Origin of the sequence: Marinomonas sp. CT5 (assembly GCF_018336975.1) — a bacterium.
GTDB lineage: Bacteria > Pseudomonadota > Gammaproteobacteria > Pseudomonadales > Marinomonadaceae > Marinomonas.
This window is the reverse complement of the sequence record NZ_CP025572.1, coordinates 1,578,923-1,604,979: the sequence shown is the minus strand read 5'-3', so window position 1 is coordinate 1,604,979 and position 26,057 is coordinate 1,578,923. Positions and strand designations below refer to the sequence as shown.

25 protein-coding genes are annotated in these 26,057 nt (G+C 42.9%); 18 read left to right on the top strand and 7 right to left on the bottom strand.

What is annotated here, in order from left to right:
• Positions 1-11: 11 nt before the first annotated feature.
• Positions 12-1,391, bottom strand: coding sequence for an MATE family efflux transporter (locus tag C0J08_RS07515; RefSeq protein ID WP_212655474.1), 1,380 nt, complete (start codon positions 1,389-1,391; stop codon positions 12-14).
• Between the two features lie 120 nt (positions 1,392-1,511).
• Between C0J08_RS07515 and C0J08_RS07510 the strand changes: the two genes are divergently transcribed.
• On the top strand, positions 1,512-2,408 hold the full coding sequence (locus C0J08_RS07510; RefSeq protein ID WP_249344567.1) for a LysR family transcriptional regulator: 897 nt from the start codon (positions 1,512-1,514) through the stop codon (positions 2,406-2,408).
• On the opposite strand, the gene C0J08_RS07505 is transcribed toward C0J08_RS07510, so the two are convergent.
• Genes C0J08_RS07505 through C0J08_RS07490 form a run of 4 tightly spaced genes read right to left on the bottom strand, consistent with a single transcriptional unit; the run spans position 2,401 to position 5,355 of the window.
• Entirely contained in the window at positions 2,401-2,940 is a 540-nt protein-coding gene (locus C0J08_RS07505; protein WP_212655472.1) for a GNAT family N-acetyltransferase, read from the bottom strand. The genes C0J08_RS07510 and C0J08_RS07505 overlap by 8 nt on opposite strands.
• A 41-nt stretch (positions 2,941-2,981) precedes the next feature.
• A complete protein-coding gene (locus tag C0J08_RS07500) occupies positions 2,982-3,488 on the bottom strand; it encodes a GNAT family N-acetyltransferase (protein WP_212655471.1) in 507 nt (168 codons plus the stop codon).
• A gap of 7 nt (positions 3,489-3,495) precedes the next feature.
• Positions 3,496-4,512, bottom strand: a complete 1,017-nt coding sequence (locus tag C0J08_RS07495) for a DUF2333 family protein (protein ID WP_212655470.1) — start codon at positions 4,510-4,512, stop codon at positions 3,496-3,498.
• A gap of 12 nt (positions 4,513-4,524) precedes the next feature.
• Positions 4,525-5,355, bottom strand: a complete 831-nt coding sequence (locus C0J08_RS07490; RefSeq protein ID WP_212655469.1) for a hypothetical protein — start codon at positions 5,353-5,355, stop codon at positions 4,525-4,527.
• A gap of 117 nt (positions 5,356-5,472) precedes the next feature.
• Between C0J08_RS07490 and dsbD the strand changes: the two genes are divergently transcribed.
• From dsbD to C0J08_RS07435, 11 genes are all read left to right on the top strand, one after another.
• A complete protein-coding gene (gene dsbD / locus C0J08_RS07485) occupies positions 5,473-7,296 on the top strand; it encodes a protein-disulfide reductase DsbD (RefSeq protein ID WP_212655468.1) in 1,824 nt (607 codons plus the stop codon).
• Between the two features lie 251 nt (positions 7,297-7,547).
• Positions 7,548-7,997: an acetyl-CoA carboxylase biotin carboxyl carrier protein gene (gene accB / locus C0J08_RS07480; protein ID WP_212655467.1), complete on the top strand. Its 450-nt coding sequence runs from the start codon at positions 7,548-7,550 to the stop codon at positions 7,995-7,997.
• A gap of 20 nt (positions 7,998-8,017) precedes the next feature.
• On the top strand, positions 8,018-9,358 hold the full coding sequence (gene accC, locus C0J08_RS07475; RefSeq protein WP_212655466.1) for an acetyl-CoA carboxylase biotin carboxylase subunit: 1,341 nt from the start codon (positions 8,018-8,020) through the stop codon (positions 9,356-9,358).
• 117 nt (positions 9,359-9,475) lie between these two features.
• Positions 9,476-10,366 carry a 50S ribosomal protein L11 methyltransferase gene (gene prmA / locus C0J08_RS07470; RefSeq protein ID WP_212655465.1) on the top strand — a complete coding sequence of 297 codons (891 nt, stop codon included), beginning with the start codon at positions 9,476-9,478 and terminating at the stop codon, positions 10,364-10,366.
• Between the two features lie 133 nt (positions 10,367-10,499).
• The gene (locus tag C0J08_RS07465; protein WP_212655464.1) at positions 10,500-11,777 is read left to right on the top strand and encodes a DUF3426 domain-containing protein; all 1,278 of its coding nucleotides are present in this window, start codon (positions 10,500-10,502) and stop codon (positions 11,775-11,777) included.
• 156 nt (positions 11,778-11,933) lie between these two features.
• Complete coding sequence (gene dusB / locus C0J08_RS07460; protein ID WP_212655463.1) at positions 11,934-12,902, top strand: tRNA dihydrouridine synthase DusB; 969 nt, start codon at positions 11,934-11,936, stop codon at positions 12,900-12,902.
• 118 nt (positions 12,903-13,020) lie between these two features.
• Entirely contained in the window at positions 13,021-13,299 is a 279-nt protein-coding gene (gene fis, locus C0J08_RS07455) for a DNA-binding transcriptional regulator Fis (RefSeq protein WP_012070668.1), read from the top strand.
• Between the two features lie 87 nt (positions 13,300-13,386).
• A complete protein-coding gene (gene purH / locus C0J08_RS07450) occupies positions 13,387-14,964 on the top strand; it encodes a bifunctional phosphoribosylaminoimidazolecarboxamide formyltransferase/IMP cyclohydrolase (protein ID WP_212655462.1) in 1,578 nt (525 codons plus the stop codon).
• Between the two features lie 89 nt (positions 14,965-15,053).
• The gene (gene purD, locus C0J08_RS07445) at positions 15,054-16,340 is read left to right on the top strand and encodes a phosphoribosylamine--glycine ligase (protein ID WP_212655461.1); all 1,287 of its coding nucleotides are present in this window, start codon (positions 15,054-15,056) and stop codon (positions 16,338-16,340) included.
• 76 nt (positions 16,341-16,416) lie between these two features.
• Complete coding sequence (locus C0J08_RS07440; protein ID WP_212655460.1) at positions 16,417-16,944, top strand: helix-turn-helix domain-containing protein; 528 nt, start codon at positions 16,417-16,419, stop codon at positions 16,942-16,944.
• Positions 16,845-17,771: an IS3 family transposase gene (locus C0J08_RS07435; RefSeq protein ID WP_212656264.1), complete on the top strand. Its 927-nt coding sequence runs from the start codon at positions 16,845-16,847 to the stop codon at positions 17,769-17,771. Before C0J08_RS07440 ends, C0J08_RS07435 begins: the two co-directional genes overlap by 100 nt.
• Positions 17,772-17,843: 72 nt before the next feature.
• On the opposite strand, the gene C0J08_RS07430 is transcribed toward C0J08_RS07435, so the two are convergent.
• On the bottom strand, positions 17,844-18,095 hold the full coding sequence (locus C0J08_RS07430) for a hypothetical protein (RefSeq protein WP_212655459.1): 252 nt from the start codon (positions 18,093-18,095) through the stop codon (positions 17,844-17,846).
• A 58-nt stretch (positions 18,096-18,153) separates the two neighbouring features.
• Between C0J08_RS07430 and C0J08_RS07425 the strand changes: the two genes are divergently transcribed.
• The 4 genes from C0J08_RS07425 to pdxH are packed head-to-tail and all read left to right on the top strand — an operon-like array spanning position 18,154 to position 22,123.
• Positions 18,154-20,448: a sensor histidine kinase gene (locus C0J08_RS07425; protein WP_212655458.1), complete on the top strand. Its 2,295-nt coding sequence runs from the start codon at positions 18,154-18,156 to the stop codon at positions 20,446-20,448.
• Positions 20,449-20,490: 42 nt separating this feature from the next.
• Positions 20,491-20,832 carry a histidine triad nucleotide-binding protein gene (locus C0J08_RS07420; protein WP_212655457.1) on the top strand — a complete coding sequence of 114 codons (342 nt, stop codon included), beginning with the start codon at positions 20,491-20,493 and terminating at the stop codon, positions 20,830-20,832.
• Positions 20,833-20,846: 14 nt separating this feature from the next.
• Positions 20,847-21,479 carry a 2-polyprenyl-3-methyl-6-methoxy-1,4-benzoquinone monooxygenase gene (coq7, locus tag C0J08_RS07415; RefSeq protein WP_212655456.1) on the top strand — a complete coding sequence of 211 codons (633 nt, stop codon included), beginning with the start codon at positions 20,847-20,849 and terminating at the stop codon, positions 21,477-21,479.
• Between the two features lie 2 nt (positions 21,480-21,481).
• Positions 21,482-22,123, top strand: a complete 642-nt coding sequence (gene pdxH, locus C0J08_RS07410; RefSeq protein ID WP_212655455.1) for a pyridoxamine 5'-phosphate oxidase — start codon at positions 21,482-21,484, stop codon at positions 22,121-22,123.
• A gap of 23 nt (positions 22,124-22,146) precedes the next feature.
• On the opposite strand, the gene C0J08_RS07405 is transcribed toward pdxH, so the two are convergent.
• A complete protein-coding gene (locus C0J08_RS07405; protein ID WP_249344565.1) occupies positions 22,147-22,647 on the bottom strand; it encodes an alpha-ketoglutarate-dependent dioxygenase AlkB family protein in 501 nt (166 codons plus the stop codon).
• A 26-nt stretch (positions 22,648-22,673) separates the two neighbouring features.
• On the opposite strand from C0J08_RS07405, the gene C0J08_RS07400 reads away from it, so the two are divergent.
• Positions 22,674-23,456, top strand: coding sequence for a heparan-alpha-glucosaminide N-acetyltransferase (locus C0J08_RS07400; protein WP_249344563.1), 783 nt, complete (start codon positions 22,674-22,676; stop codon positions 23,454-23,456).
• 299 nt (positions 23,457-23,755) lie between these two features.
• Positions 23,756-26,020: a class 1a ribonucleoside-diphosphate reductase subunit alpha gene (gene nrdA / locus C0J08_RS07395; protein WP_212655453.1), complete on the top strand. Its 2,265-nt coding sequence runs from the start codon at positions 23,756-23,758 to the stop codon at positions 26,018-26,020.
• Positions 26,021-26,057 lie beyond the last annotated feature (37 nt).

Sequence of the window (26,057 nt, the reverse complement as noted above, 5' to 3'; positions counted from 1 at the left end):
AGGTTCAGAGATTACGGATAAGCGACCACTCCTGTTCCAATATCACTTTGTTGATTATGCATTTTCTTCAACCCTTTCAGATTAATCAATAGCATCGGCAGTACGATCAATGTGAATGCGATGTTGGAGAGTGGAACGGCTAACCAAACCCCATCGACTCCTAAGTATTTCGGCAGGATGAATAAAAATGGAATCTGTATCAACATGTTGCCAACAGACACAAACAGAGCCTGTCCACTTTTACCAACCGCAACGAAATAGATCGATGCCATAAATAAGAAACCATCTAAGAACAATGCTAACAGGTGAAGACGAATACCGTTTTTACTTGCGGCCACTAAAACATCGTCACCTGAAGTAAAGACACTAATAAAAAGTTCTGGGAACATATTGAGCAGTATCACCAGAGCAATACCTGATCCAACAGTAATGGAAAACGCCAGTTTTACCGTTTCAATAATCCGTTTGTATTGCTTGGCACCTAAGTAGTAACTCACAGGTGGTTGCAAGCCACTCACCAAGCCTTCAGCAAAAAAGTAGTAACAACTTGCCACATAGCCAACGATCGCAAAGGCCGCGAGTTGCGTGGTATTTCCGTATGCCATAAATTGCAAATTATGGAACGCCATGACAAAGCTAAAATAGATAAACATCACCAAGTTGGAGGATCCTAGCTGCACGATTCGAATTGCAATCGCTTTATCAAGTTGCTTAATGGCTAGCTTGGTTTTCGCTTTGGATGACATAAAATAGCGCAAGCACAATACACAGGTAAAAAATTGGGCGATCAGAGTGGCGATCGCGGCCCCTCTCAGCCCCATATCAAGATAAGCTAAAAAGATATAATCCAAGACAATATTCGCTAAGGCTCCAGCCACAATGAATACCGTTGCACGATTTGGGCTGTCATCATTACGCACAAGCATAGGCATAGCACTGGCACCAATGGAGATAAGCGCGCCAAATGACATGGTCTGCACATAACTCCAGCTCATATCAAGCGTCACGCCCGTTGCACCTTGCAAATCCAGCAACGTTTGCCCAAAGGCGATAAAAACAACCGTGGCCAATAGGCCAATCAAAACGATTAAACATAATGACGTGACCAAGGTTGCTTGGGTGGCAGAAAGGTTGTTCTCGCCACGATAGTTAGACAAGACACTGCCTCCGCCCATCCCTACCAACAGACCAAACCCCATGATTAGACCAAGCAAAGGAATCGCCATGTTAATGCCAGCTAATCCGTCTGCTCCAACAAAATGACCAACGAAGAAACCATCGATGATTTGATACAGTCCACTGACTAACATAGCGACGATAGAAGGAATGGCAAAACGCCAAAACGTACCAGCGACGGATTGTGAAGGTTGAATCTGCGGATCGGCTTGCATAACAAAAATACCTAAAAATGAACAATGCAGGCATAATATACTCAATTGAGATATAAGAAAGTTAGTTACCATCCGCTTAACGAATGGATAAAACAATACCTCTGCCCTATGAGCCCCTTTATGAGAAAAGAAATGAACTGGACATTGGATCAATTATTGGCTTTTGTTACCGCTGCTGAATTAGGCTCTTTTTCTGCCGCGGCAAGACAGTTAAATAAAGCGCAATCGCGAATCAGCAGTGCCATCGCGAACTTGGAATTAGACTTAGGGTTTGATCTTTTTGATCGCAGTTCTAAATTTCCCGTGCTGACACACTTAGGCAAGGAAATGCTACCGGAAGCACGGGCCGTACTTAACCAATGTTTGCGCCTAGACTCTCGTGCTTTATCGGCCGCCAACAAAGAGCCAATTTCACTGCGTATCGCATTGGATGAAGCCCTGCCCCTAGAAACCATTCATTCTATTTTCTCTCAAGTTGGCGACCTCTTTCCCAACACGCATTTGGTGATCACCAATGGCTCGCAAGATGACATCGCCAATGCTATAGCGAATCAAAGAGCCGACATTGGCTTTATGATTAGCAACAGTGCTCTGCCACCAAAATTAACCTTACAATCTTTAGGCTATTTTAAGAAAATCCTGATCGTTGGGAAAAAGCACCCTCTGGCGCAAGAGGATCAATTGAGTCTTTCTCAGTTACAACAGTATCGTCAGTTTGTGCTGTGTAACCGCTCAGGAGAGAACCGTGAAAACGCCTTAAGTCCAGATCATTGGGACCTAGACAGCTACTATCTGATATGTGAGTTGGTCACACAGAATCAAGGTTGGGCGATTGTGCCAGAGCATATTGCAAAAGCGAGTTGGTTTTATGAACAAATAAAAATCGCCAAAAGTGACTTTTTAACAGATCAGTTAATTGAAGTGGGAATCGTCAAACGACTCGACAGCCCAAGTAATAAATTGACAGATTGGATCACCGAACAAATGCGTCACTTAATGGATAATCGCTCTATTTAGACAACTGGAGCTTTTCAACCAAAACCTCTAGCACCCCCCAGCTATAGATAAATTCTTTTGCTTGATTGCCACAAGGCGTATGCCAATAAGAAGAGCCGATGTTTGTAGCGCCAAGGGCTTCATAGAATCCAATGGCTTTGATATTAGACTCTAAAACTTCTAAATATAAGTCTGTGTTTTTGTAATGAGTCGTCGCCCAAGATGCCGCGGCGGCGAGCAATTGGCGGCCAACACCTTTACCTTTATTACCAGATTTTACATGTAGATTATCGATGATAGTGCCAAAAGTTGGATGATGATCACCAAACGCGCAAATGAAGCCGCAGATGTAGTCGTCTAACTCAGCGACTAACACCAACTGGTTGGTTAAAGGTTTTTTTAGTCGAGACGTCCATACTGATGCTCTATCGGCAAAGACACTTTTCTCTAGGTATTCCTCAGACAAAACATCACTGTAATTGTCACGCCAACTTTGGGCATGCAAGTTTGCAATATTGGATAGATCGGCTAAACACGCTTCTCGAATGATCATATCTTGACTCAATCCCTATCAATCAGGCGGACTATTTATTGCTAGTTAAACTCTCTTCCAAGAATAAAAACGTCTTCTTTAATCTGTTCATTCTGAGCAATATTCGGCAGCAGTCCCCATTGTTCAAACCCTTGGCGCGTAAAAAAGCCTTGGCTAGTGAGGTTGCTGGCATAGATATAGGCGACAAGATGGCTAAAACCCAATACAGATCGATTGGCCTCTAGGTATTGAAAAAGCTGTGAACCGATGCGTTTACCTTGCCAGTGTGGTGTAACGTAAAGGCTGATTTCGCAGGCACGATCAAAAGCAGGCAAACCATAAAAGGGCTCGATAGAGCACCAAGCAATGGCTTCGCCCTGTTCTTCTAGGACTAACATTGGGTGTCGGTCGGAGGTGTTTTCTAACCAGTCAATTATATCGATCAGGCTGATGTTGTCTTGTCGACGCCCCGTCGTGGCAAATAGGTCACAGCGCTGAAAAATATCTAATATCGCAGGGGCGTCGTCTAGTTCTGCTAGACGAATCCCCTTGCTGTTGCCAAGTGACATTGATTCGTTAGCCTTGTTCTAACAAACGACGTAGGTCAATTATCGCGGTATTGGCACGAGCGATGTAAGAAGCCATAACCAATGAGTGATTCGCCAATACACCAAAGCCGCTGCCATTCAATATGAATGGAGACCAAATACTGGCTTGAGTCGCTTCCAACTCACGAATGATTTGACGCAAGCTAACCAGCGCATTTTTGTCCTGTAATGTGAAGAAAAAATCCACTTCGACGGCACGCAACATATGAATAAGCGCCCAGCTTGTACCACGAGCCTCATAGAAAACATCATCTACTTTTAACCAAGGCGTACGCACATAACGCGTATTTTCGTCTGATTCCAGTTGAGGTTTATCTTCGATCACACTGGCTGATAAGCGCTGTGACAAGCTGCCAAGGCGAGTACTGACATCCGACAACCAATCTGAAAGGTTATCGGCGCGTGCATAAAACTGAGCCTTGTTATTAGTTTGGCCAGCCAAACGGTCAAGGTACTCCATTAGCTCTTTATTGCCACGGCGATACTCACTTTCACTGGAGGGTAGCGCCCAGCTTTTGTTGTCAAAGTTGAATTGTGGCTCGGCTATTTTCAAGTTCACATCTTCGGTAGACTGCGATTGAGAACGGCTAAACTCTTTGCGGAAAGCTCTGGCAAGATCGCGGGACTGAACCAGAACACCAAACTCCCAAGCAGGCATGTTATCCATAAACAGGCCCGGTGGCATTATGTCATTACTAATGAAACCGCCTGGTTTATCCAACAATGTTTCCATAATGGTGTGCAATGTACTGGCTGTTGTATAGCCAACCACGAGTTTCTTGCTGTTATTCAAATAACCTCGTTCCGCGGCCTTTTCTTTTGCAGTAGCAACCACATCAAACTGATCAGGCTCACTACTCCAATACATGCCTAAAATACTCAATAAGATTGCAATAATGAGCACAGCAAAGGCAGCAACCTTTCCTACACCTGAGAAACTAAAATTGGGTTTTAGCCCTTGAAACTTATTTGCTAACCACGACATTATTGATCCACCTTAATCTTTTTGTAATTCAACCATGTAATCAGCACGATGATAGGTCATCGCACGTACACGAAATTCTGGAACACGACTGTTAATTATTTGATAAATCAACCGTGCCTCTTTGTCATTTGGCCAGTAAATAGCGATGGGGCGATCCGTTTTCGCCACCTCATCTATAATAGGCTGAATCTTTGCGATTATCTCATCATCACTCAAACTAAAAAGTGTTTTAGGCAAGAAATATTGCCCCTCTTTTGCAATATTAGGGAGAGCCTCCGATTTTGCTTGGTTTTTGTCTGCTTTGGCAGCCTGTTGTCGCTTTGCTTTTAAATCACTGACCCGTGAAGCCATTTCCACAATCATAGGATCTCCCGGATTTACAGACCGTGCAGAGTCAAGGTAACGCTCAGCCTTATTATAATCTCGATTCCTTGCTGCTTGCCAAGCCCACTGTGTATAAGTATCCACTATCGCGGCAATTCCCTGTATAGCTTGAAAATTTCCTGGGTCTCGTCCTAAGGCCGCCTGAAAGTATAAATTAGCATTGTCTTCAGCAGGTGTTAATAACCTTTGTTCAGACAACGCTTGCTTACCTTGCTGTATAAGATGTTGTGTCAATTTTTCAAACTTAGTGGGCGCTTTTTGTTCCGGAGTAGATTTTTCTTGCTGTTCCGGCTTGGTATGAGTTATTTGTTCGGATTGATTAGAAACATCACTATCAGGAATAACAGGAGTCATTGCCACTTCAGGTTCTGGCTGTATGTTCTCTGAGGGCTTAACGTTTTTCTGACAACCTGTCAGGAATGTCACAACAATAAGCAAAAAAACTACGAATTTACTCAATTTGGCCCCTTACGATTGGCAACTAAAAGGTGGATTGGTAGTCTACACCTTCTCTCTGGCCTGATGAAATATGGATTTTCTATTTCAGTAGCACGCTCAACTTGATTGAAGAAATATATGCGCTTATTTGCTCTTTTATGTTTATTAACATTTCATTCTGCTTCTTATGCCTTTACTTTTGCACCAACAACTAGGATCTCAGAACCAGAATTTCTACCGGTAGAACAAGCCTTCCAATTGTCTATAACATCGCCCAAAGATGGTAAATTAATCGCTTCTTGGCAAATTCATGACGGTTACTATTTATATCAAGAACAGTTTGCTTTGTCTGGTGAAGGAGCAGATAAACTGCACTTTTCTCCCTATCCTAAGGGAGAAAACAAACAAGACCCATATTTTGGCGAAGTCGTCGTTTACCACCATAAATTATCTCTGCCTATCTATTACGATATCAATTTACCACCCGGAACAAAAATCAACGCAACCCTCATATTTCAGGGCTGTGCAGAGAAAGGCTTATGCTACGCACCACAAAAACACCCAATACAATTTACAATACCCGAAACACACCTTTCAAAGTTAGAGTCGATAAAGGCCAGCCCACAACCTAAAAAAAGTGACACAGCTGCTGATAACCACATTTCCCTCTCAGAATCCCAATCTATCAGTCAATCACTATATACCGGCAACCTCTGGTCGACGCTAATCCTACTGTTTGGATTAGGTTTACTTTTATCGATGACCCCTTGTGTACTTCCTATGATTCCCATTGTTAGCGCTATTGTTATCGGTACACGCCATTCTAAATTGGGAGCGTTCTTCTACAGTGCCGTTTATGTGTCCGCCATGGCATTCACCTACGCTGCGATTGGCGGTTTAGTTGGTATTTTTGGCACACAACTCAACTTACAAGCGCAACTACAAAAACCTATTTTCTTAATGGGTAGCGCGATCTTATTCGTACTACTAGCCTTAGCTATGTTCGGTATATATGAGTTAAAACTACCAAGCACTTGGCAGCAACGCCTACAAACAACAACTCACTCAAGAGATGGGTTATGGAAATCTACCTCCAGTATTTTTATCGCAGGCGTATTATCTACATTGGTCGTATCACCTTGTGTCTCAGCGCCCTTAGCAGGAGTGTTACTGTATATTAGTGGCCAAGGAAATGCAGTGTATGGTGCTTCCATGCTATTTATTATGGCTCTCGGAATGGGGGTACCTCTATTGCTAGTCGGCTTATTCGGTCCCAAAATATTACCTAAAAGCGGCCAATGGTTAGATGATATCAAGGTGTTGATGGGCTTTGGTCTAATTGCCATGTCAATTTGGCTCATTAACCGCTGGTTACCAGCTTATAGTCACCTTTACTTATGGAGCTTTCTAGCTCTTGCGATAAGTAGCTATTTCATCCATCGCGCTTATCGCGTCCACTCTCATCCTGTACGCTGGTTTTTTGCCTTAGTGTTTTTCCTCATTGGCTGTATTGAATTTTTCGGCGGTACAACAGGCAACGACAATCCGTTACAGCCCTTGAAAAGCTTAAACATCACCTCAAGTGATAATTCAGAAACAAAAAACTTATTTAGCACCTCGATTAGAGGGCTAGATGAGCTTGATCAATTAGTCGCCAATCAAGATACTCGTCCCATTGTGCTCGATTTATATGCAGATTGGTGTATCAGCTGTCGGATTTTAGAAGAGATGTTTAGATCACCCGAAGTGTCGCCAATGATCGATCAAGTACAGCTGGTAAGAGTCGATGTCACCGAAAATTCAGAGAAAAACCAAGCTTTGATGAAGCAGTTCGGTTTATTTGGGCCACCATCACTGGTGTTTTTAGACGCTAAAGGTAATGAAAGAAAACCACTAACACTAATAGGAGAGCCGACTAAATCTACCCTAATAAACCGTTTGAACTTAGTTATCAATCAGTGAACTTCCCCCTTCACAAGGCGAGAGTTTACGACAGAACAAAAAACGCACAGAGCAAACATTTTTCGGTTTTTTTAACGCATAACTGGACAATATCACGCTTTTTATTGATAATTTCCAGCTAAATGCTTTTGCAATTCAGTTTTATTAAAAGCTTTACTAACAGTTTACCGTTAGTCACCAATAAAATTCATAAAAATAGTCAGTGAATAACATAATCACTGAATCACCAATTCAGACAGAAGAGAGTAACCATGGATATTCGTAAAATCAAAAAACTAATCGAACTTCTAGAAGAGTCAAACGTCTACGAGATTGAAATCAAAGAAGGCGAAGAAGCAGTTCGCATTAGCCGTGGTGGTGCGCCAGTTCAACAGCCACAAATGATGGCCGCTCCTATGATGTCTCCTCAAGCACCTAGCGCACCAGCAGCATCCACTGCGGCTCCAGAAGCCCCAGCAGCGGTAACAGGCCACACTGTAAACTCTCCTATGGTCGGCACTTACTACAAGTCTTCTGCTCCAGGCGCTAAACCTTTCATTGAAGTAGGTCAAAAAGTTAACGTGGGCGATACTATTTGTATCGTTGAAGCTATGAAAATGATGAACCAAATTGAAGCCGATAAGTCTGGTACAATTGGCGCTATCCTTGTTGAAGACGGCGAACCAGTTGAGTTCGACCAGCCTCTTGTTACTATCATTTAATCCAACGCAAAGGTTCCATCATGCTTGATAAGGTATTGATTGCTAACCGAGGCGAAATCGCGCTACGTATTTTACGTGCGTGTAAAGAACTCGGTATCAAAACCGTTGCGGTTCACTCTAAGATTGACCGCGACTTGTTACATGTGCGCCTTGCAGATGAATCTATCTGTATAGGTCCGAATCCATCTACGCAAAGTTATTTGAATATCCCAGCTATCATCAGCGCTGCGGAACTAACAGATACTTCAGCTATTCATCCAGGTTACGGCTTCCTTGCTGAAAATGCGGACTTCGCAGAGCAAGTTGAACGTTCTGGCTTCACCTTCATCGGCCCAAAAGCTGAAACTATCCGCCTAATGGGAGATAAAGTTTCTGCCATTAAAGCAATGAAAGAAGCTGGCGTTCCAACGGTTCCAGGCTCTAACGGCCCAGTACCGACCGACCCTGAAGAGTGTATCCGAATTGCCAATGAAATTGGTTTTCCGGTAATCGTTAAAGCGGCAGCTGGTGGTGGTGGTCGTGGTATGCGCGTTGTTCACAACGAAGGCAGCCTACTAAAATCTATCAGTATTACGCAGTCTGAAGCAGGCTCTTACTTTGGTGACAGCACGGTTTACATGGAGAAATTCCTACAAAACCCACGTCACGTAGAAGTACAAGTACTTGCTGATGGTCAAGGTAATGCGGTTCACCTATATGATCGTGACTGTTCTTTGCAACGTCGCCACCAGAAAGTATTGGAAGAAGCGCCAGCACCGATGCTAAACGAAGAATCTCGCCAAGCTTGTTTAAAAGCCTGTGTTGATGCTTGTATCAAGATCAACTACCGCGGTGCAGGTACGTTCGAGTTCCTTTACGAAGACGGTAACTTCTACTTCATCGAAATGAACACTCGTGTTCAAGTAGAACACCCGGTTACAGAAATGGTAACTGGAGTTGATATCGTTAAAGAACAGCTTCGCATCGCGAGTGGCCTTCCTTTGTCTTTGAAACAAGAAGACATCAAACTTAATGGCCATGCGGTTGAATCTCGCATCAACGCAGAAGACGCAAAAACTTTCATGCCTTGCCCAGGTAAAGTGGACTACTTCCACGCTCCAGGCGGTATGGGTGTTCGTGTTGACTCTCACTTATACAGTGGCTACTCGGTACCACCTACGTATGACTCAATGATTGCTAAAATCATCTGTCACGCTCCAGATCGTACTGCAGCACTAAAACGCCTTTCTGGCGCTCTAGATGAAACCTTCATCGATGGTATTAAAACCAACATAGAGCTACAAAAAGACCTAGCAAATGACGTTAATTTCATTGCCGGCGGCGTTAACATCCATTATTTGGAGAAAAAGCTCGGCTTATAAAAGCTGAAGCTTTGCCCCTAGCGATAAGATAAATCACTAGGGGCAATCATTTTCCCTCGCCTCTCGTTCCAAGCTTCGCTATTCTATTCTTGTTTGTTAATTGTTGGACTCCACCTTATGCCTTGGCTTCAAATTCGTATTCATACCACACCTGACCATGTCCCTGCTTTCGAGGATACCTTACTTGATTGCGGTGCATTAGTAGTCACTTTTGAAGACGTTCACGATGACCCTGTTTATGAGCCAGACTTAAACACTACCCCATTGTGGAAAAACACTAAGGTGACAGGCCTATTCGAAGCCGATGCCGATGTTGAACATATTCGCCCCGTGGTCGAGCACAAAGCAGAAGCTCTTGGCGAAACAGATATTGATATGAAAATAGAAATTCTGGAAGACAAAGACTGGGAAAGAGAGTGGATGGACAACTACCACCCCATTCAATTTGGCGAACGTTTATGGGTTTGCCCCAGCTGGCGCGAAGTTCCAGATCCAAACGCAGTCACGCTCATGCTGGATCCAGGTTTGGCATTTGGCACAGGCACTCACCCAACTACAGCACTGTGTTTACAATGGCTAGACAGCATTGATTGCAAAGACAAAACCATCATTGATTACGGTTGTGGATCTGGCATTCTTGGAATCGCAGGCTTACTGCTTGGTGCAAACAACATGGTGGGTATCGACATTGACCCACAAGCCGTTCAAGCCACTGAAGCCAATGCGGAACGCAACAATATTGATCCAAACCGCTTAGAAGTTAAACTACCACCCTACGAATCCGACCTACAAGCCGATATCGTGGTAGCCAACATTCTGGCTGGGCCTCTAGCGCAGCTTGCACCAACGATTTCCGCTTTGGTAAAAAACAAAGGTCAATTAGCCTTATCAGGCATTCTTGCCAACCAAGCTCATGAAGTGATTGAGGCGTATCAGGAATGGTTTACAATTGACTCCATCACAGAGAAAGAAGAATGGGTTCGTATTGTAGGCACTAAGCACGCATAATACTTAGCTCTATATATTAAGAGACCTTTGCACGAAATTATGATCAATACAAAATCTATTTGATCCAAATATTGGTAACAATTTTAATCTATGCAAAGCTCTCATCAAGTTTTAAACAGGAAGATAACACCCTATGGCCAATAGCCTTATTACCCGCTGCCCCAAATGTTCAACGGCATTTCGTGTGAGTGATGAAGTATTAAGCATGGCCAAAGGAAAAGTACGGTGTGGTCAGTGTTTCCATATATTCAATGCAAGCAAAGTTTTAGATAACAACAAAAGCGCAATTGAAAAGCCAGCTGCACAAGATGGCACAAAAGAAGCGAAGGAAGAAGCCGTAAAACCTACTCCGTCGACTCCCAAAAAGCCATCTACAATAGAGGACGATGACGCAAGAGTGCCTTCTAGGCTTGCTCCTGCCGAGGAAATTATTAATCCAGATTGGCTACACACGCTTTTTCATGATGAAGATCTACAACCCCCAAAAGAGAAAACAAACACCAATCAAAAAGAAAGTAACACGACTCGTAAAGCATCAACGGATACCATAAAAGAGCCTGAATATAGAGCGGAAAGCAGGCAAAATAACACAAGCACTCAACGCCAAGAAGAACCTGCGCCTTGGGAAGTAGAATTAGCCGAAGTCGAAGCAGCTCTTAATGCAAAACCAAACTCTCCTGAGCCCAAAAAACCAGCTCCCGAGACTAAGCAAACAAAACCGCTTACAAACAAAACTCCTCAAGAAACCCCAAGCGAGGAGCCAGACTATATGGTGGCTTTGCATTCCCTAGCACAGACAGCCGCCGAACAGACTCGACCTTCAGAAATACAAAATCAACACAGTTTTCTCGAGCAACTGTCAGCTCAAGAAAGCCTAGCGCCACTATTAGGCGATAATGAGGCCACTACTCGTCCAAAAAAGTCACACCCTTGGCTATGGTTTTTTGCCTCATTGTTAGGAATCGCATTACTAGTCGCTCAGATAGCGATACATTTTTTTGACGAAGGCAGCCGCTCCCCAAACTTTAGGTCTTTTTACAAAACCATATGCTCGTATTCAGGTTGTATTTTACCAAGGTTTGAAGACATCAATGCAATCAGCATTCAACATGTGCGCATACAAAGCCATCCTTCTATTCCTAATACACTACTAGTCAATGCGATTATCACCAACACCAGTAAATTCTCTCAGCCAATGCCAAAAATTGCGCTAGAGTTTTTCGATTTAAATGGCCTACCTGTTGCTGCTCGCCTCTTTGCCCCCAGTGATTATTTACATAAGGACTTTCTTGATATCACTTACATGCCCCCCAATACTCCGATCCATTTAGTGATTCCAATTCAAGACCCTGGCGCTCGTGCTGTTACTCATCAGATTAGAGCCTTTCCTGCGGACACTCGTTCTTACTAGTTTTTAGTTGTTTTCTCTTTAAGCTCAAAAAAAGAACAAAAAATAGCCAATTTTCGTCCTGTCAAGACTACAAAAACAACGATTCCATAGGTATTATTCACGCCCGCTCGACAGTGTCGACGATCTTTAACATTCTATCCAGTATTCAGGAACATCATGGCATTTGCTATTGGCCCATATTGCGTTGACAAACCAGTTATTCTAGCCCCAATGGCGGGTGTAACTGATTTGCCTTTTCGCCGCCTTTGCCATGACCAAGGTGCAGGTCTAGTCGTATCAGAGATGGTCACCTCTGATGTTCGCCTGTGGAACTCGACAAAAAGCCGTCATCGTTTAATTCATGATGCGGAAGTCTCACCGAGATCTGTACAAATTGCTGGTGGCGACCCTCAAATGATGGCTGAAGCAGCACAACAAAATGTTGAGCTAGGCGCACAAATCATTGATATCAACATGGGATGCCCCGCTAAAAAAGTATGCAATAAAGCGGCAGGCTCAGCCTTACTTAAGGACGAGGCACTGGTTCGTGAAATACTGGAATCTGTTGTAAATAGTGTTTCGGTTCCTGTCACTCTAAAAATCCGCACAGGATGGAGTCAGGATCAAAAAAACGGTCTTGCGATTGCAAAAATGGCAGAAGATATTGGCATTCAAGCATTGGCAATTCATGGTCGTACACGGGAATGTAAATTCCAAGGGCATGCTGAATACGACACCATTGCTGAAATTAAGCATCACTTAAATATCCCTATTTTTGCGAATGGAGATATTAAAGACGCACAGTCAGCAAAGTTTGTGAAAGATTACACACAGGCGGATGGCATCATGATTGGTAGAGCCGCTCAAGGAAGACCGTGGATTTTTCGTGAAATAAACCACTATTTAGAAACAAACGAATTGTTAGCACCTCCATCTTTATCAGAGGTGAGACACCTTGTTATTAATCACGTGAACGCCTTACACCAGTTTTATGGTGACTATTTAGGCGTGCGAATTGCTCGCAAACATGTTGGTTGGTACCTGCAAACGTTAGCGGATAACACACAATTTCGCAGTCTGTTTAACCGTATTGATAATACGCAAGAACAGTTTGATAAATTGGAAGAGTTCTTTGTTTGCCAATAGGCAAACGAACCTTACACTTAATGTCATGAATATCAAAAAAGAAGAGTGAGATCCCCTTCTCGATGATAATCAATGCGCATTAATACATGGTTAGCTTTAAAAAATAGAAGGTCATTCTGTGGTAGAACAAACTCATACTCATACGTTTCAAGCCGCTTCTTCAGAGCAGTCACAAACCCTACGTGACAATGTTGAAAAAGCCCTACAAAACTATTTCGCTCATCTTGATGGGCAGCCAATAACAGACTTATACCAGTTAGTCTTAGCTGAGGTTGAGGCGCCTTTGCTAGAGTCTGTAATGAGCTACACAAAGGATAACCAAACAAAAGCATCCACTATCCTTGGTTTAAACCGAGGAACACTTCGCAAGAAGTTGAAACAATACGGTATGCTATAAGCACAAAGAAAAAAGGGCGAATTCGCCCTTTTTTTCGTCTTAACTTCCCCTTGTTTATTAAGTGTTAAATTAACTGCGAGAACCATGATGGCAAATCAAAATACAGTGACTCCAATCAAACGAGCGTTAATCAGTGTTTCCGACAAAACAGGCATTGTCGAATTCGCACGCGAACTGACCGCTCAAGGCGTTGAAATTCTTTCAACCGGTGGAACTTACCGTCTTTTATTGGACAGCAATGTTAAAGCGACAGAAGTGTCTGACTACACAGGCTTCCCTGAAATGATGGATGGCCGTGTTAAAACCCTTCATCCAAAAGTACACGGTGGCATTCTTGGTCGTCGCGACATCGACGGCGCCATCATGAAAGAGCATGGCATTGAAGAAATTGATATGGTAGTGGTAAACCTTTACCCATTTGAAGCCACTATCGAACGCCCAGATTGCGATCTACCAATGGCGATTGAAAACATCGACATCGGTGGCCCTACTATGGTTCGCTCTGCAGCGAAAAACCATAAAGACGTTGCTATTGTGGTATCTCCTTCTAGCTACGAAGAAATCTTAGCTTCTCTTAAAGCAGACGGCGGTTTGACTTATGAGCAGCGCTTCGATCTTGCCGTAAAAGCATTCGAACACACTTCTCACTACGATGGTGCTATTGCTAACTTCCTAGGCAAAAAAGTAGAAGGCGGCAGCGAAGATTTTGCTCGCACCTTTAACCTACAATTCAACAAACAAGAAGAAATGCGCTACGGTGAAAACCCTCACCAAAAAGCGGCTTTTTATGTTGAAGCCAATCCTAAAGAAGCGTCTATCAGCACAGCGAAACAGATTCAAGGCAAGGCACTGTCTTACAACAACATCGCCGATACCGATGCGGCTCTTGAGTGTGTAAAAAGCTTCGAGAAGCCTGCTTGTGTTATTGTTAAGCACGCCAACCCTTGCGGCGTAGCGACAGCAGAGACACAACTTGAAGCCTATGACCTAGCTTTCCAAACCGATCCAACGTCGGCATTTGGTGGCATTATTGCATTCAACCAAGAGCTAGATGCCAAAACAGCACAAGCTATTGTTGACCGCCAATTCGTTGAAGTCATCATTGCACCAAGCGTTAGCAAAGAAGCGGCAGTAGTCGTAGCAGCTAAGCAAAATGTTCGCTTGCTAGAATGTGGTCAATGGTCAAAAGACAAACCTGCGGCACTTGACTACAAGCGTGTAAATGGTGGCCTATTGGTTCAAGACCGTGATGACGGCGTTATTACGTTGGACGATCTTAAAATCGTTTCAAAACGTCAGCCTAGCGAAGCAGAACTAAAAGACCTATTGTTTGCTTGGAAAGTAGCAAAATTCGTTAAATCCAATGCCATTGTTTATGCTAAAGCTGAGCAAACGATTGGTGTAGGTGCAGGCCAAATGAGCCGTGTTTACAGCGCAAAAATTGCTGGTATCAAAGCGGCTGATGAGAACTTAGAAGTAGCGGGTTCTGTTATGGCATCCGATGCATTCTTCCCATTCCGTGACGGTATTGATGCAGCGGCACAAGCGGGTATTACAGCCGTTATTCAACCTGGTGGCTCTATGCGCGACGAAGAAGTTATCGCCGCGGCTGACGAAGCAGGCATGGCGATGGTGTTTACTGGCATGCGCCACTTCCGCCACTAAGATTGCGCCCTAGCAATTAAAAGACATCAAAACTTTTAGTTAGCCTCCAGAGGCTTCGGCCTCTGGTTTGCAGTACAAAGGATTAGATAATGAAAGTTCTTATTATTGGTAACGGTGGTCGTGAACATGCTTTAGCATGGAAAACGGCAGAATCAGACCAAGTTGAAAAAGTTTTTGTTGCCCCTGGCAACGCAGGCACCGCGACGGAAAGCAAAGTTGAAAACGTAAACATAGGCGTCACGGATATTGCTGACCTTGTTGCTTTCGCAAAACAAGAAAGCATCGACCTAACCATTGTCGGCCCAGAAGCGCCATTGGTTATTGGTGTCGTTGATGCATTCGAAAAAGAAGGCTTGGCCATCTTTGGCCCAACAGCGGCAGCAGCACAGTTAGAAGGCTCTAAAGCCTTCACCAAAGACTTTTTAGCTCGCCACAACATTCCCACGGCCGCTTACGGTAACTTCACTCAAATCGAGCCAGCTGTTGCTTATATCAAACAACAAGGCGCTCCAATCGTGGTCAAAGCCGACGGTCTAGCCGCAGGCAAAGGCGTTATCTTGGCACAAACTGAGGCCGAAGCCATTGAAGCGGTTGAAGACATGCTCCAAGGCAATTCTTTTGGTGATGCGGGAAGCCGTGTTGTTATCGAAGAATTCCTAGTGGGTGAAGAAGCCAGCTTTATCTGCATGGTTGATGGCGAGACGGTTTTACCAATGGCCACTAGCCAAGACCATAAAGCACGCGATAACGGCGACAAAGGCCCTAACACTGGCGGAATGGGAGCTTACTCTCCTGCGCCGGTTGTTACACCTGAAATCCATGACCGCATCATGAATGAAGTCATTATGCCAACGGTTAAAGGCATGAACGCTGAAGGCAACCGCTACCGTGGCTTCTTATATGCTGGTGTAATGATTGCTCCAGATGGTACGCCTAAAACATTAGAATATAACTGCCGTTTTGGTGACCCAGAAACACAACCTATTATGATGCGTTTACGTTCTGACTTGGCGCAAATGTGTTTAGCGGCGGTTAACGGCAAGCTAGATACGGTTGAGGCGGATTGGGACCCTCGCGCAAGCTTAGGTGTTGTTCTAGCCGCTGGCGGTTACCCTGCAGACTACGCTAAAGGCGATGTTATTTCCGGTTTGGGCACCAATCTTCCTGAAGGTCAAAAAGTCTTCCAAGCAGGTACAGCGCTAAAAGACGGCCAAGTGGTCACCAACGGTGGTCGCGTACTATGCGCTGTCGCACTTGGTAATACTGTTGCTGAAGCACAAGCTGCGGCATACGACGTCGTTAACACTCTGTCTTGGGACAAAGTTTACTTCCGCACCGACATAGGCCACCGCGCCATCGCTCGCGAGCAAAAGTAACCCAGTTACAGACTAAAAAGGCCTCAAATTGAAGTGACCCCCAATAGTTGGACAACCAACATTGGGGGTTCTTTTTATGTCTAAGTACAGTCGCACTTTTAAAATTGCATTAGCTCAACAATGTCTTGATGGTGTTTCATCACCAAGGGCTCTTGGAAAACAGCTATCCATTCCATATAGTCAGATTCGCTATTGGAGCAAGGTCTATAGCTTCAATGGTGAAGAATCGTTTCTACCGCCAAAATTTCCTCGTACCGCTAAAAATAAGGCCGATATTCTTAAAAGAATGTGGTCAGAAAATTGGTCATTAACTTACACAAGTGCCTTTTATAATCTCCCCTCTCCCGGTACGCTTTCGGTGTGGCTACGTGAGTTTGACGAATCAGGACTCCAAGGCCTTCAACCTAAGCAGCGAGGGCGCCCTTCCATGAAAAAACAGAGCCAAGAATCAAACGATAAATCTATTGATGAAATGACATTAGAAGAGCTTCGTGACGAGTTGGAATATCGTCGGACAGAAGTTGCCGTTCTAAAAAAGTTAGAAGCCTTGGACGAGATGAAACGCCAACAAGCGAAGAAAAAACGTCAATCGCCCAAGGATTAAAAGATCAGTATAAACTACCGAATTTACTTCGTTCTCTGTCGCTAGCGCGAAGTGTGTTTTATTACCATTGCCAACGATTAACACAGCCAGATCAGTACGCAGAAGCGAAGGAAAAGATACAAGAGATCTTCCATGAGCATAGAGGCCGTTATGGTTATCGACGTATCACCTCTGAGCTCCGTAAAGCCAAAATAGGACTGAATCATAAAACAGTGCAAAAACTGATGAGGTTATTGGGGCTTAAATCTAAGGTACGACCTAAGCGCTATCGCTCTTATCGAGGCGAAATAGGACGTATTGCGGACAATCTCTTATGCCGAAATTTTAAAGCGGACAGACCGAATGAGAAATGGGTCACCGACGTGACAGAGTTTAATATTAAAGGGCAAAAAGTATACTTGTCCCCAGTAATTGATCTGTTTAACCAAGAGGTGATTGCCTACCAAATTAAAAAGACAGCGCATTTACCGCTCGTGACTGACATGCTAAAAGAAGCGATGAGTGGCCTAAAAGAAGGAGAAATACCGATATTACACAGTGATCAGGGGTGGAAGTACCAGCAAAAGCAAACACGATATCTTTTGGAGAAACAAGGACTACAACAAAGTATGTCACGAAAAGGAAATTGTTTGGACAATGCTATGGCTGAGAACTTTTTTGCATTACTAAAAACGGAAATGTTCCATGGTGAAACCTTCGAAGATGCAGATGATCTGATCCAAGAACTTGAAGAGTATATTGATTACTACAATACGAAACGAATAAAAATGGGGTTAAATGGCCTGACTCCGGTAGAGTACCGAAATCAGGCGTTGTTAGCCGGTTAATAAAGTGTCCAACTTTATGGGGTCACTTCAAATGAGGCCTTTTTTATTTATGAACAGTGGAACTAATCCAACTTACTTTTTAAGTTGAGACTCTTTTTTATCTAGCCAAGCTTTAAATAAGCGCCCCACTTCTAAAACCAACAAGCCAAAAATAATACCCGAAACCCAATCTAGACCAAGAACAAAGCCTAATGCAGCAATCATCCCGTAACCGTACATAAGGTTCGTACGTGTTGCTGGTTTTTTTTGTCTTGCAAACCAAGTAACACCTAGAAGCAGTATGCTAAACCAAACATAATACTCTACTAAAATTGGATATAGCATTTGATCCCCTATCTAGTTAATAATGATAGCCTTTATACAATACAGTCAGGCTAGCGTTTTGCTTTATCGATTAATTTTACTGTTTTTACTCAGCATCTCCAACTTCGCTTGGGGCGCAAACAGCATTGCGATCATTGATGATAGTAATAGTGAGTTCAATATAGGCAAAAGCGGCACCTATTTTATCGACAAAGAGCAAAACTTATCATTTGATAAAATCACTTCTGACGAATACATAAAGCAATTTCGTCCAATCAATCGTGACTACTTACAACTGGGTATTGTAAAAGGCGATATATGGGTTCGAACCGATGTTGCCATTAGAAGCAACAACACGCCTATTCTGCTGAATATAAAATCCCCAAGACTTCAATACTTAGATATTTATCTGCCCAACCTTTATGAAAACCAAGTTCAGGCGGAGCTTGGTAGCGCAAGACCTTACACCAATAGACAGGTAAACACTCCAAATTACGTTTACACTATCCCAAGTAACGCGCCTCCTATTTTTACTCTTTACATCAAATTGTCTTCTCATTTACCAATAAATGCTGCAATTGAGCTAAAAACGCTATCCGCCTTTAGCCTAGATAACCAAAAAGACTTAACCATTACAGGGATTTTAATCGGCATATTACTCACTTTGTTCGCTTGTAACCTCTTCTTTTTTATCAAGACATCGCATGCCATGTATCTAATTTATGGCTTATTGCTAATAGGCATTATGGCTTTGCATTTATCATTACATGATCAAATCACGCAATTTTTCCCAAACGCAATCCATATTCAAGAACGCGTTTATAATTTAGCTTCTCTGTTAAGCCTATGCGCAATAGTGTTCTTTTCTCGACTTTATCTTGATACCAAGAAACATCTACCCAAAGTTGATAAAGCACTTGTGGTCGTGGGATCGATCAACATTTTGTTCGCTTTTATTTTCACTATATGGCCTGACAGCATTAGCATATTGGCCCTATCTCTTATTGCCGCAAGCACCTTATTACTACTTTCCGTTCATGCTGTTATTGCCTTTATTAAGAACATCCCTTTCTCTGGATACTATTTGGTCGCAAGACTTATTCTACTAATCGGCCATTCGGCATGGCTTATGTCTATTTATGGCATTATCCCTAGCGCGGCATTATTTGAATGGGGATTAACTTTAACGGTTATTCTTGAAGCCATGATTCATTTCACAGGTATGATTTCGCAAACAGCACCTCTGCTGCAAAAACACTCACAAATAACAAAACAATCTCAAGCCGACATTTCAGACCTTTTATCAGACCTTTCTAGTCGTATGCGTCGTCAAATCAATATTATTAATGGCGGGTTATCCCATCTAGAACAGGCAGCGATGTCCAAAGAAGCAAAAATGTTTCTAGCCAGTAGCCAAACAGCAAACAGCAATATTCAAGATCTCATAGAACGCATCGACCTACTTAGCGACATAAAAGAAAACATCGCTCTAGAACAAAACCAACCAATTCTACTCAACGACCTAATAGACAAAGCAATCAATAACGTTCAACGCTTAGATCAAGACAACTCAAACATTGAGCTCAACACAATAGGAACCGACCAGGTCGAAGTTTTACAAGACTCACTCATTCTGCAACGACTCATTGAAAGCCTCGCACAAGAGTTTAAACACTTTACTGACCAAGAATTAATGCTCAATATTATTCGCCATGACATCAATCGAGAAGGCATCATTTTTCTAGAACTAAATTGTTCTCCGCTTCCCACAAGAATCCAAGTCAATTCAAAACAACTCGATCTTGGTATGCATTACATTTCATTACTGGTTGAACACTTACAAGGTGAAAATCAAATCACAACAAATGATCAACTTCGTAGTATGAATATTAAACTGCCAATTAAAGCGCATATTAGACCATTCAACGAAAACGTGATGCACCAACACCACTTTGACCTCATTCTACTTGGTCAGGTAGATAATCATTTACAAAAAGCTCTGACACTTCTTCAGCGTCATGCCAATAAAATAGACCATTTCACAACATTAGAAGGGCTATTAGAATACCTAGATAAACCATCAAAAAGAGAGTCTGGCTCTATCATTTTGGTATTTGACAATGGCGGCCACATTCCCCACATTACTCAACAAAGACTGTTGCCATTAATGCGGGATGAAGATCAATGCTTACTCATCAGCAACAATGTTAAAGTGTCCCTTAATTACGCTAAAAAACTTGGTTTTGATGATCTGCTCACTTGTTCGGACTTAGAAAGTCAACTCAAAATAAGAATTTCACGCCTAATACAAAAGGGAGACAGAATAAAGAACACATCCTTGTCTAGGATCAACCCTTTGAACAAATCATCTTGAAGCGAAACAACTAACCCTGAATAATACAAAAAAGGAGAGGATATGGACTGTTTATTTTGCAAAATAGTAAAAGGGGACATTCCGGCAACTATTCTATTTGAAGACGATGATGTTATCGCCTTTGAAGACATTATGCCCCAAGCCCCGACTCACTTCCTTGTCATCCCAAAACGTCATATCAGCACATTGAATGACCTTACAGATGAAGATGCGCCAGTAGTTGGTAAGCTACAAATTACTGCCGCAAAAATCGCAAAACAAAAAGGTATCAGCGATGCCGGCTACCGTGTGGCCATGAACTGCAATGAGATGGGTGGACAATCGGTTTACCACATTCACATGCATGTCTTAGGTGGCCGCGCAATGACTTGGCCTCCAGGTTAACCAGAGGAAACACAATGATCTCTTTTCTAGACAAAGCGGTACTTCAATTTGATCGCGCCCTACAAACGCTTGTGCCTCATGCCGCTAATGCAAACCGCTCTTCACCTGCGGACAAGCTACAAGAAGCTGAGTTAGACCAAGCCGAACGCAAACACTCATCAGGCCTGATGCGCATCAATCACACGGGTGAAGTATGCGCCCAAGCACTTTATGCGGGACAAGCAACAACGGCAAAGCTTTCCACGGTACGACAAGAAATGGAAAAAGCGGCCTATGAAGAAATCGACCATCTCGTATGGTGTGAGCAACGCCTTTATGATCTAGGCAGCAGACCAAGCATTTTAAACCCATTATTTTATGGTGCATCTTTTATGATTGGCGCTGGTGCCGGCTTAATTAGTGACAAGCTTAGCCTAGGCTTTGTGGCCGCTACAGAAGATCAAGTTTGTGTCCACCTTGAAAAGCATCTGGCCGCTATGCCTGCGCAAGATGAAAAAAGCAAAGCGGTTTTAAATCAAATGCACATTGACGAAGCAAAGCACAAAGCAATGGCATTAGAAGCGGGCGGGTATGAATTCCCTCAACCTATTATGGCTATCATGACGCAAGTATCGAAAGTCATGACCTCTACTACTTACCGGATTTAATCATGAACAGAGACCTTCATTCTATTCGCCGCGACTACCAGTTCGAAGATTTACTAGAAGAGCAAGCCGGCAACGAACCATTTACTCTTTTTGACACTTGGTTAGAAAAAGCTATTGAGGCCTGCCCCGATGATCCAACAGCGATGACTTTAAGCACTGTTGACCAAGACGGTTGGCCACATTCGCGAGTAGTTCTACTAAAACAACGCAATGATTCAGGTTTTTCATTTTTCACCAACTACGACAGTGAAAAAGGTCAACAGCTTGCTCAAAACAACAAAGCCTGCATGACGTTCTTTTGGCCAGCCCTTTCACGCCAAGTTCGTATAGAAGGCACCATCGAAAAAGTATCTCGAGAGATGTCGGTAACCTATTTTGCCAGTCGCCCACGAGGCAGCCAGCTTGCTGCTAGAACATCGAGACAAAGTGCTACGATTGAAAGTCGAGAGGCTCTCCAAAAAGCGTTTGAGGCTGAAGAACAAGCATTCGATGACCAAAATGTTCCCTGCCCAGACAACTGGGGTGGATATGTCCTCAAGCCTAACTTCATCGAGTTCTGGCAAGGACGACCAAGCCGTCTTCACGACCGAATTTGCTTCACTCAAAAAGATGAGGGTTGGTTAAGAACTCGAAAAGCGCCTTGATCAAGCGGATAATAAAGACAAACTCAAAGCAGGAGACGAAAAGTTAAGCTTATTCGCTCCTCTTTGATTCGCTTTCTAACAGGCAAAGAATGTTGCCATAAAACTTGTGTAGAAGGAGACATTACCAACCAACTCTCGTTTTCTAATTCAACAGTATGTTTAATTTTATGATCCATCTTAAGACGAAATATGAATGGACGTTTGACGCCAAGACTCAACATAGCAACCACTGGCGCAGGCCCTAATGATGCCTCATCATCAGCATGCCATCCCATATACTCTTCCCCATCTTGATACCAATTTAATAACACGGCATTAAAAGGTTGCCGCGCTAACTGCTCCGCTTCTTGCTTTATCGGTTGTAACCAACTAGGCCAGCCTGAACCCAAGTGATCTTTATTAGAATAGCGATAACAAACACCTACATCAGCAATAAACGCCACCAACCTTGGCACCAAAACATCTCGCCCAAACATAGGAAGACTTTCTCTCTCCCATGACAAATTTTGCTTAAGCCGTGACATGAGAAGTGCTGAACTTGAGCTAGAAAATGAGTATCGGTATGATGGCCGAATTCCTATCTTATTATTCACTTTGGATTTCAATGCAAACCTCTCCAGTGTACGAGTCAACAAAACGCAGTGTTTTTTTAGATGTATACCGTGGCTCTGCGGTTCTACTCATGATGATATTCCATTTTTGCTGGGACCTGCGCACTTTCGGTTTTATGGAATATTCTATTTACGATCCTTTTTGGGTGTATTTTCGCAGCCTTATTTTGACGTTATTTCTCAGTGCTGTTGGTTGGTCAACTTATACCTCATTAACAAAGATGAAAGGGAACACATCCTTTTGGCGAAGAGATAGTAAATTATTTATCTCAGCGGCAAGCATTTCACTAGCAACCTATTTAGCCGCCCCAAATCAATGGATTTATTTTGGCATTTTACATTTTATCTTTGTAGCTTCTTTGATCACCAGACCATTTGCCAAATGGCCAATAAGCTCAGCACTAACCGGAGCGGCCATCATAACTCTCTATCACTCAACCAATTGGCTACATTTCCCAAATGCTTTCTCAACCATCACCGACTATGTACCACTCCCCCAAAGAACCTTAGATATTGTGTTTCCATTTCCTTGGATTGGCGTTGTTTTAATTGGTCCCTTACTTGGTTATCTTAATTGGCATAAATGTCCTATGCCGAGCTTCTTACTCATTGAGGTTTTAGCATTTATGGGACGCTTTGCCTTACCTATCTACCTTCTTCATCAACTGGTTCTATTTGCCCTTGTTGCAGCGTTCAAAATGGTGCTTGAACTCTTAACCTGATCTGTTTTCGTGCATGCCAGCTATGAAGTTTTTCAGTCAAAAAAATAGATAAAAATAGCCGTTATAAGCTTGCCAAACGCTAACTTTACGCTTTTTCAGGGAAGTAAAGTCAGTGATCACTTAGGCACTCGGGCTTTCTTATTTTTGAGTTTTTTTCAAGTCTTGATTTTATATCAAATGGGCACTATTGTTCGTTACAGATTTTGAACAAAGCACTACATATAGTGTGTAATGAAAAAGCAAAACACTATATAGAGTAAATCTCCTCTTTTTATACTGCACTAATGGGAAGTCATTGAATGAGCACTCTCACAGTTACAAAACGTAACGGGACGACAGAAAACATCAACCTTGAAAAGATACACAAAGTAATCACTTGGGCTGCTGAAGGTTTAGACAATGTCTCTGTTTCCCAAGTAGAGCTGAAGGCTAGAATTCAGTTTTTTGAAGGTATCCGTACTACAGACATACATGAAACGCTCATTAAATCTGCGGCAGACTTAATTTCTGAACAGACTCCCGATTATCAATATCTTGCTGCTCGCTTAGCTATTTTTCATTTGCGTAAAAAAGCCTTCGGTGATTTTGAACCACCACACCTTTACGACCACGTAAAAAACCTTGTACAACAAAAGCGCTATGACGCTCAGTTGCTTGAAAAATACACAGAAGACGATTTCAATCAGCTAAATAAGTTCATTGATCACTCTCGCGACATGAATTTTTCCTATGCGGCGGTCAAACAACTTGAAGGTAAATATTTAGTACAAAACCGTGTCAGTGGTGATATTTACGAAAGCCCTCAATTTATCTACATTTTAGTTGCTGCTTGCCTATTTGCTGAATACGATCCAAAAGAACGTTTAAACCTGATTCGTCGTTTTTATGATGCGGTTTCTAAATTCAAAATATCCTTACCAACTCCAATTATGTCGGGTATCCGCACACCTACTCGCCAATTTAGTAGTTGTGTATTGATTGAATGTGGTGACTCTCTAGACTCTATCAATGCGACTTCAAGCGCTATCGTTAAATACGTCAGCCAGCGCGCTGGAATTGGTGTAAATGCCGGAGCTATTCGTGCGCTTGGCAGCCCAATACGCGGTGGTGAAGCATTCCACACAGGTTGTATCCCATTCTACAAACACTTCCAAACGGCAGTAAAAAGCTGCTCTCAGGGTGGGGTTCGTGGTGGCGCTGCGACGGTTTTCTATCCAGTCTGGCACTTAGAAGTAGAAAGCTTATTAGTATTGAAAAACAACCGTGGTGTTGAAGAAAACCGCGTTCGTCATTTGGATTACGGTGTACAATTCAACCGCCTAATGTACCAACGTTTGATTAAAGGCGGCAATATCACCTTGTTTAGCCCCTCTGACGTACCAGGTTTATACGACGCTTTCTTTGCTGATCAAGAAGAATTTGATCGACTTTACACAATGTACGAGCAAGACCCATCTATTCGCAAGCAAACGATCAAAGCAACGGAACTGTTCACTTTATTTGCTTCTGAACGGGCAAGCACTGGCCGTATTTATCTACAAAATGTTGATCACTGTAATACTCACAGCCCATTTGACCCCAAAGTGGCTCCCGTTAAACAAAGTAACTTATGTCTAGAAATTGCTCTGCCAACGAAGCCATTGAATCGCATTGATGACCCAGAAGGCGAAATAGCACTTTGCACGTTATCTGCTTTCAACCTAGGAGCGCTGGAAAACCTAGATGAATTGGAAGAACTCGCAGAGTTAATCGTACGTGCATTGGATAGTTTGCTGGATTATCAGAACTACCCTATCCCTGCGGCACAACGCGCAACTGAATTGCGTCGTACGTTAGGTGTAGGTGTTATCAACTATGCTTATTACTTGGCGAAAAATGGCGTTAAATACTCTGACGGTAGTGCAAACGAGCTAACTCACAAAACCTTTGAAGCCATTCAATACTTCCTATTGAAAGCTTCTAACAAATTAGCCAAAGAGTTTGGTCCATGTTTAGCGTTTAATGAAACCACTTACTCCAAAGGTATTTTGCCAATCGATAGTTACAAAAAAGAAATCGATAATATTTGCTCTCCTGAGCTCTATTACGATTGGGAAGCATTGCGCTCAGAAATCGTTACTCATGGCCTTCGTAACTCAACACTAACGGCGTTGATGCCCTCTGAAACATCGTCTCAAATTAGTAACGCAACCAATGGTATCGAGCCTCCTCGTGGTTTTGTCTCTGTCAAAGCCAGTAAAGATGGCATTTTGAAGCAAGTCGTACCTGAGTTTGAGCGACTAAAAGACAGTTATGAATTGCTGTGGTCCATTCCATCTAACGATGGCTACCTGCAATTAGTGGGTATCATGCAGAAATTTGTCGACCAGGCAATCTCGGCTAATACAAACTATGACCCTCAAAAATTTGAGTCACAAAAAGTACCAATGAAAGTCATTCTAAAAGACTTGTTAACCGCTTATAAATTGGGGGTTAAGACTTTGTATTATCACAATACTCGTGATGGTGCTGATGATAAGCAAGAAGATATGGACGATTGCGCTGGCGGTGCTTGCAAAATTTAATCTGTCGGCAATCATCATACAAAGATCTTTGCATGAT

Coding starts and splice junctions, on each gene's coding strand:
- C0J08_RS07515 (WP_212655474.1), bottom strand. CDS start 1,391: ATGCAAGCCGATCCGCAGATTCAACCTTCACAATCCGTCGCTGGTACG.
- C0J08_RS07510 (WP_249344567.1), top strand. CDS start 1,512: ATGAGAAAAGAAATGAACTGGACATTGGATCAATTATTGGCTTTTGTT.
- C0J08_RS07505 (WP_212655472.1), bottom strand. CDS start 2,940: ATGATCATTCGAGAAGCGTGTTTAGCCGATCTATCCAATATTGCAAAC.
- C0J08_RS07500 (WP_212655471.1), bottom strand. CDS start 3,488: ATGTCACTTGGCAACAGCAAGGGGATTCGTCTAGCAGAACTAGACGAC.
- C0J08_RS07495 (WP_212655470.1), bottom strand. CDS start 4,512: ATGTCGTGGTTAGCAAATAAGTTTCAAGGGCTAAAACCCAATTTTAGT.
- dsbD (WP_212655468.1), top strand. CDS start 5,473: ATGCGCTTATTTGCTCTTTTATGTTTATTAACATTTCATTCTGCTTCT.
- accB (WP_212655467.1), top strand. CDS start 7,548: ATGGATATTCGTAAAATCAAAAAACTAATCGAACTTCTAGAAGAGTCA.
- accC (WP_212655466.1), top strand. CDS start 8,018: ATGCTTGATAAGGTATTGATTGCTAACCGAGGCGAAATCGCGCTACGT.
- prmA (WP_212655465.1), top strand. CDS start 9,476: ATGCCTTGGCTTCAAATTCGTATTCATACCACACCTGACCATGTCCCT.
- C0J08_RS07465 (WP_212655464.1), top strand. CDS start 10,500: ATGGCCAATAGCCTTATTACCCGCTGCCCCAAATGTTCAACGGCATTT.
- dusB (WP_212655463.1), top strand. CDS start 11,934: ATGGCATTTGCTATTGGCCCATATTGCGTTGACAAACCAGTTATTCTA.
- purH (WP_212655462.1), top strand. CDS start 13,387: ATGGCAAATCAAAATACAGTGACTCCAATCAAACGAGCGTTAATCAGT.
- purD (WP_212655461.1), top strand. CDS start 15,054: ATGAAAGTTCTTATTATTGGTAACGGTGGTCGTGAACATGCTTTAGCA.
- C0J08_RS07440 (WP_212655460.1), top strand. CDS start 16,417: ATGTCTAAGTACAGTCGCACTTTTAAAATTGCATTAGCTCAACAATGT.
- C0J08_RS07430 (WP_212655459.1), bottom strand. CDS start 18,095: ATGCTATATCCAATTTTAGTAGAGTATTATGTTTGGTTTAGCATACTG.
- C0J08_RS07420 (WP_212655457.1), top strand. CDS start 20,491: ATGGACTGTTTATTTTGCAAAATAGTAAAAGGGGACATTCCGGCAACT.
- coq7 (WP_212655456.1), top strand. CDS start 20,847: ATGATCTCTTTTCTAGACAAAGCGGTACTTCAATTTGATCGCGCCCTA.
- pdxH (WP_212655455.1), top strand. CDS start 21,482: ATGAACAGAGACCTTCATTCTATTCGCCGCGACTACCAGTTCGAAGAT.
- C0J08_RS07405 (WP_249344565.1), bottom strand. CDS start 22,647: ATGTCACGGCTTAAGCAAAATTTGTCATGGGAGAGAGAAAGTCTTCCT.
- C0J08_RS07400 (WP_249344563.1), top strand. CDS start 22,674: ATGAGTATCGGTATGATGGCCGAATTCCTATCTTATTATTCACTTTGG.
- nrdA (WP_212655453.1), top strand. CDS start 23,756: ATGAGCACTCTCACAGTTACAAAACGTAACGGGACGACAGAAAACATC.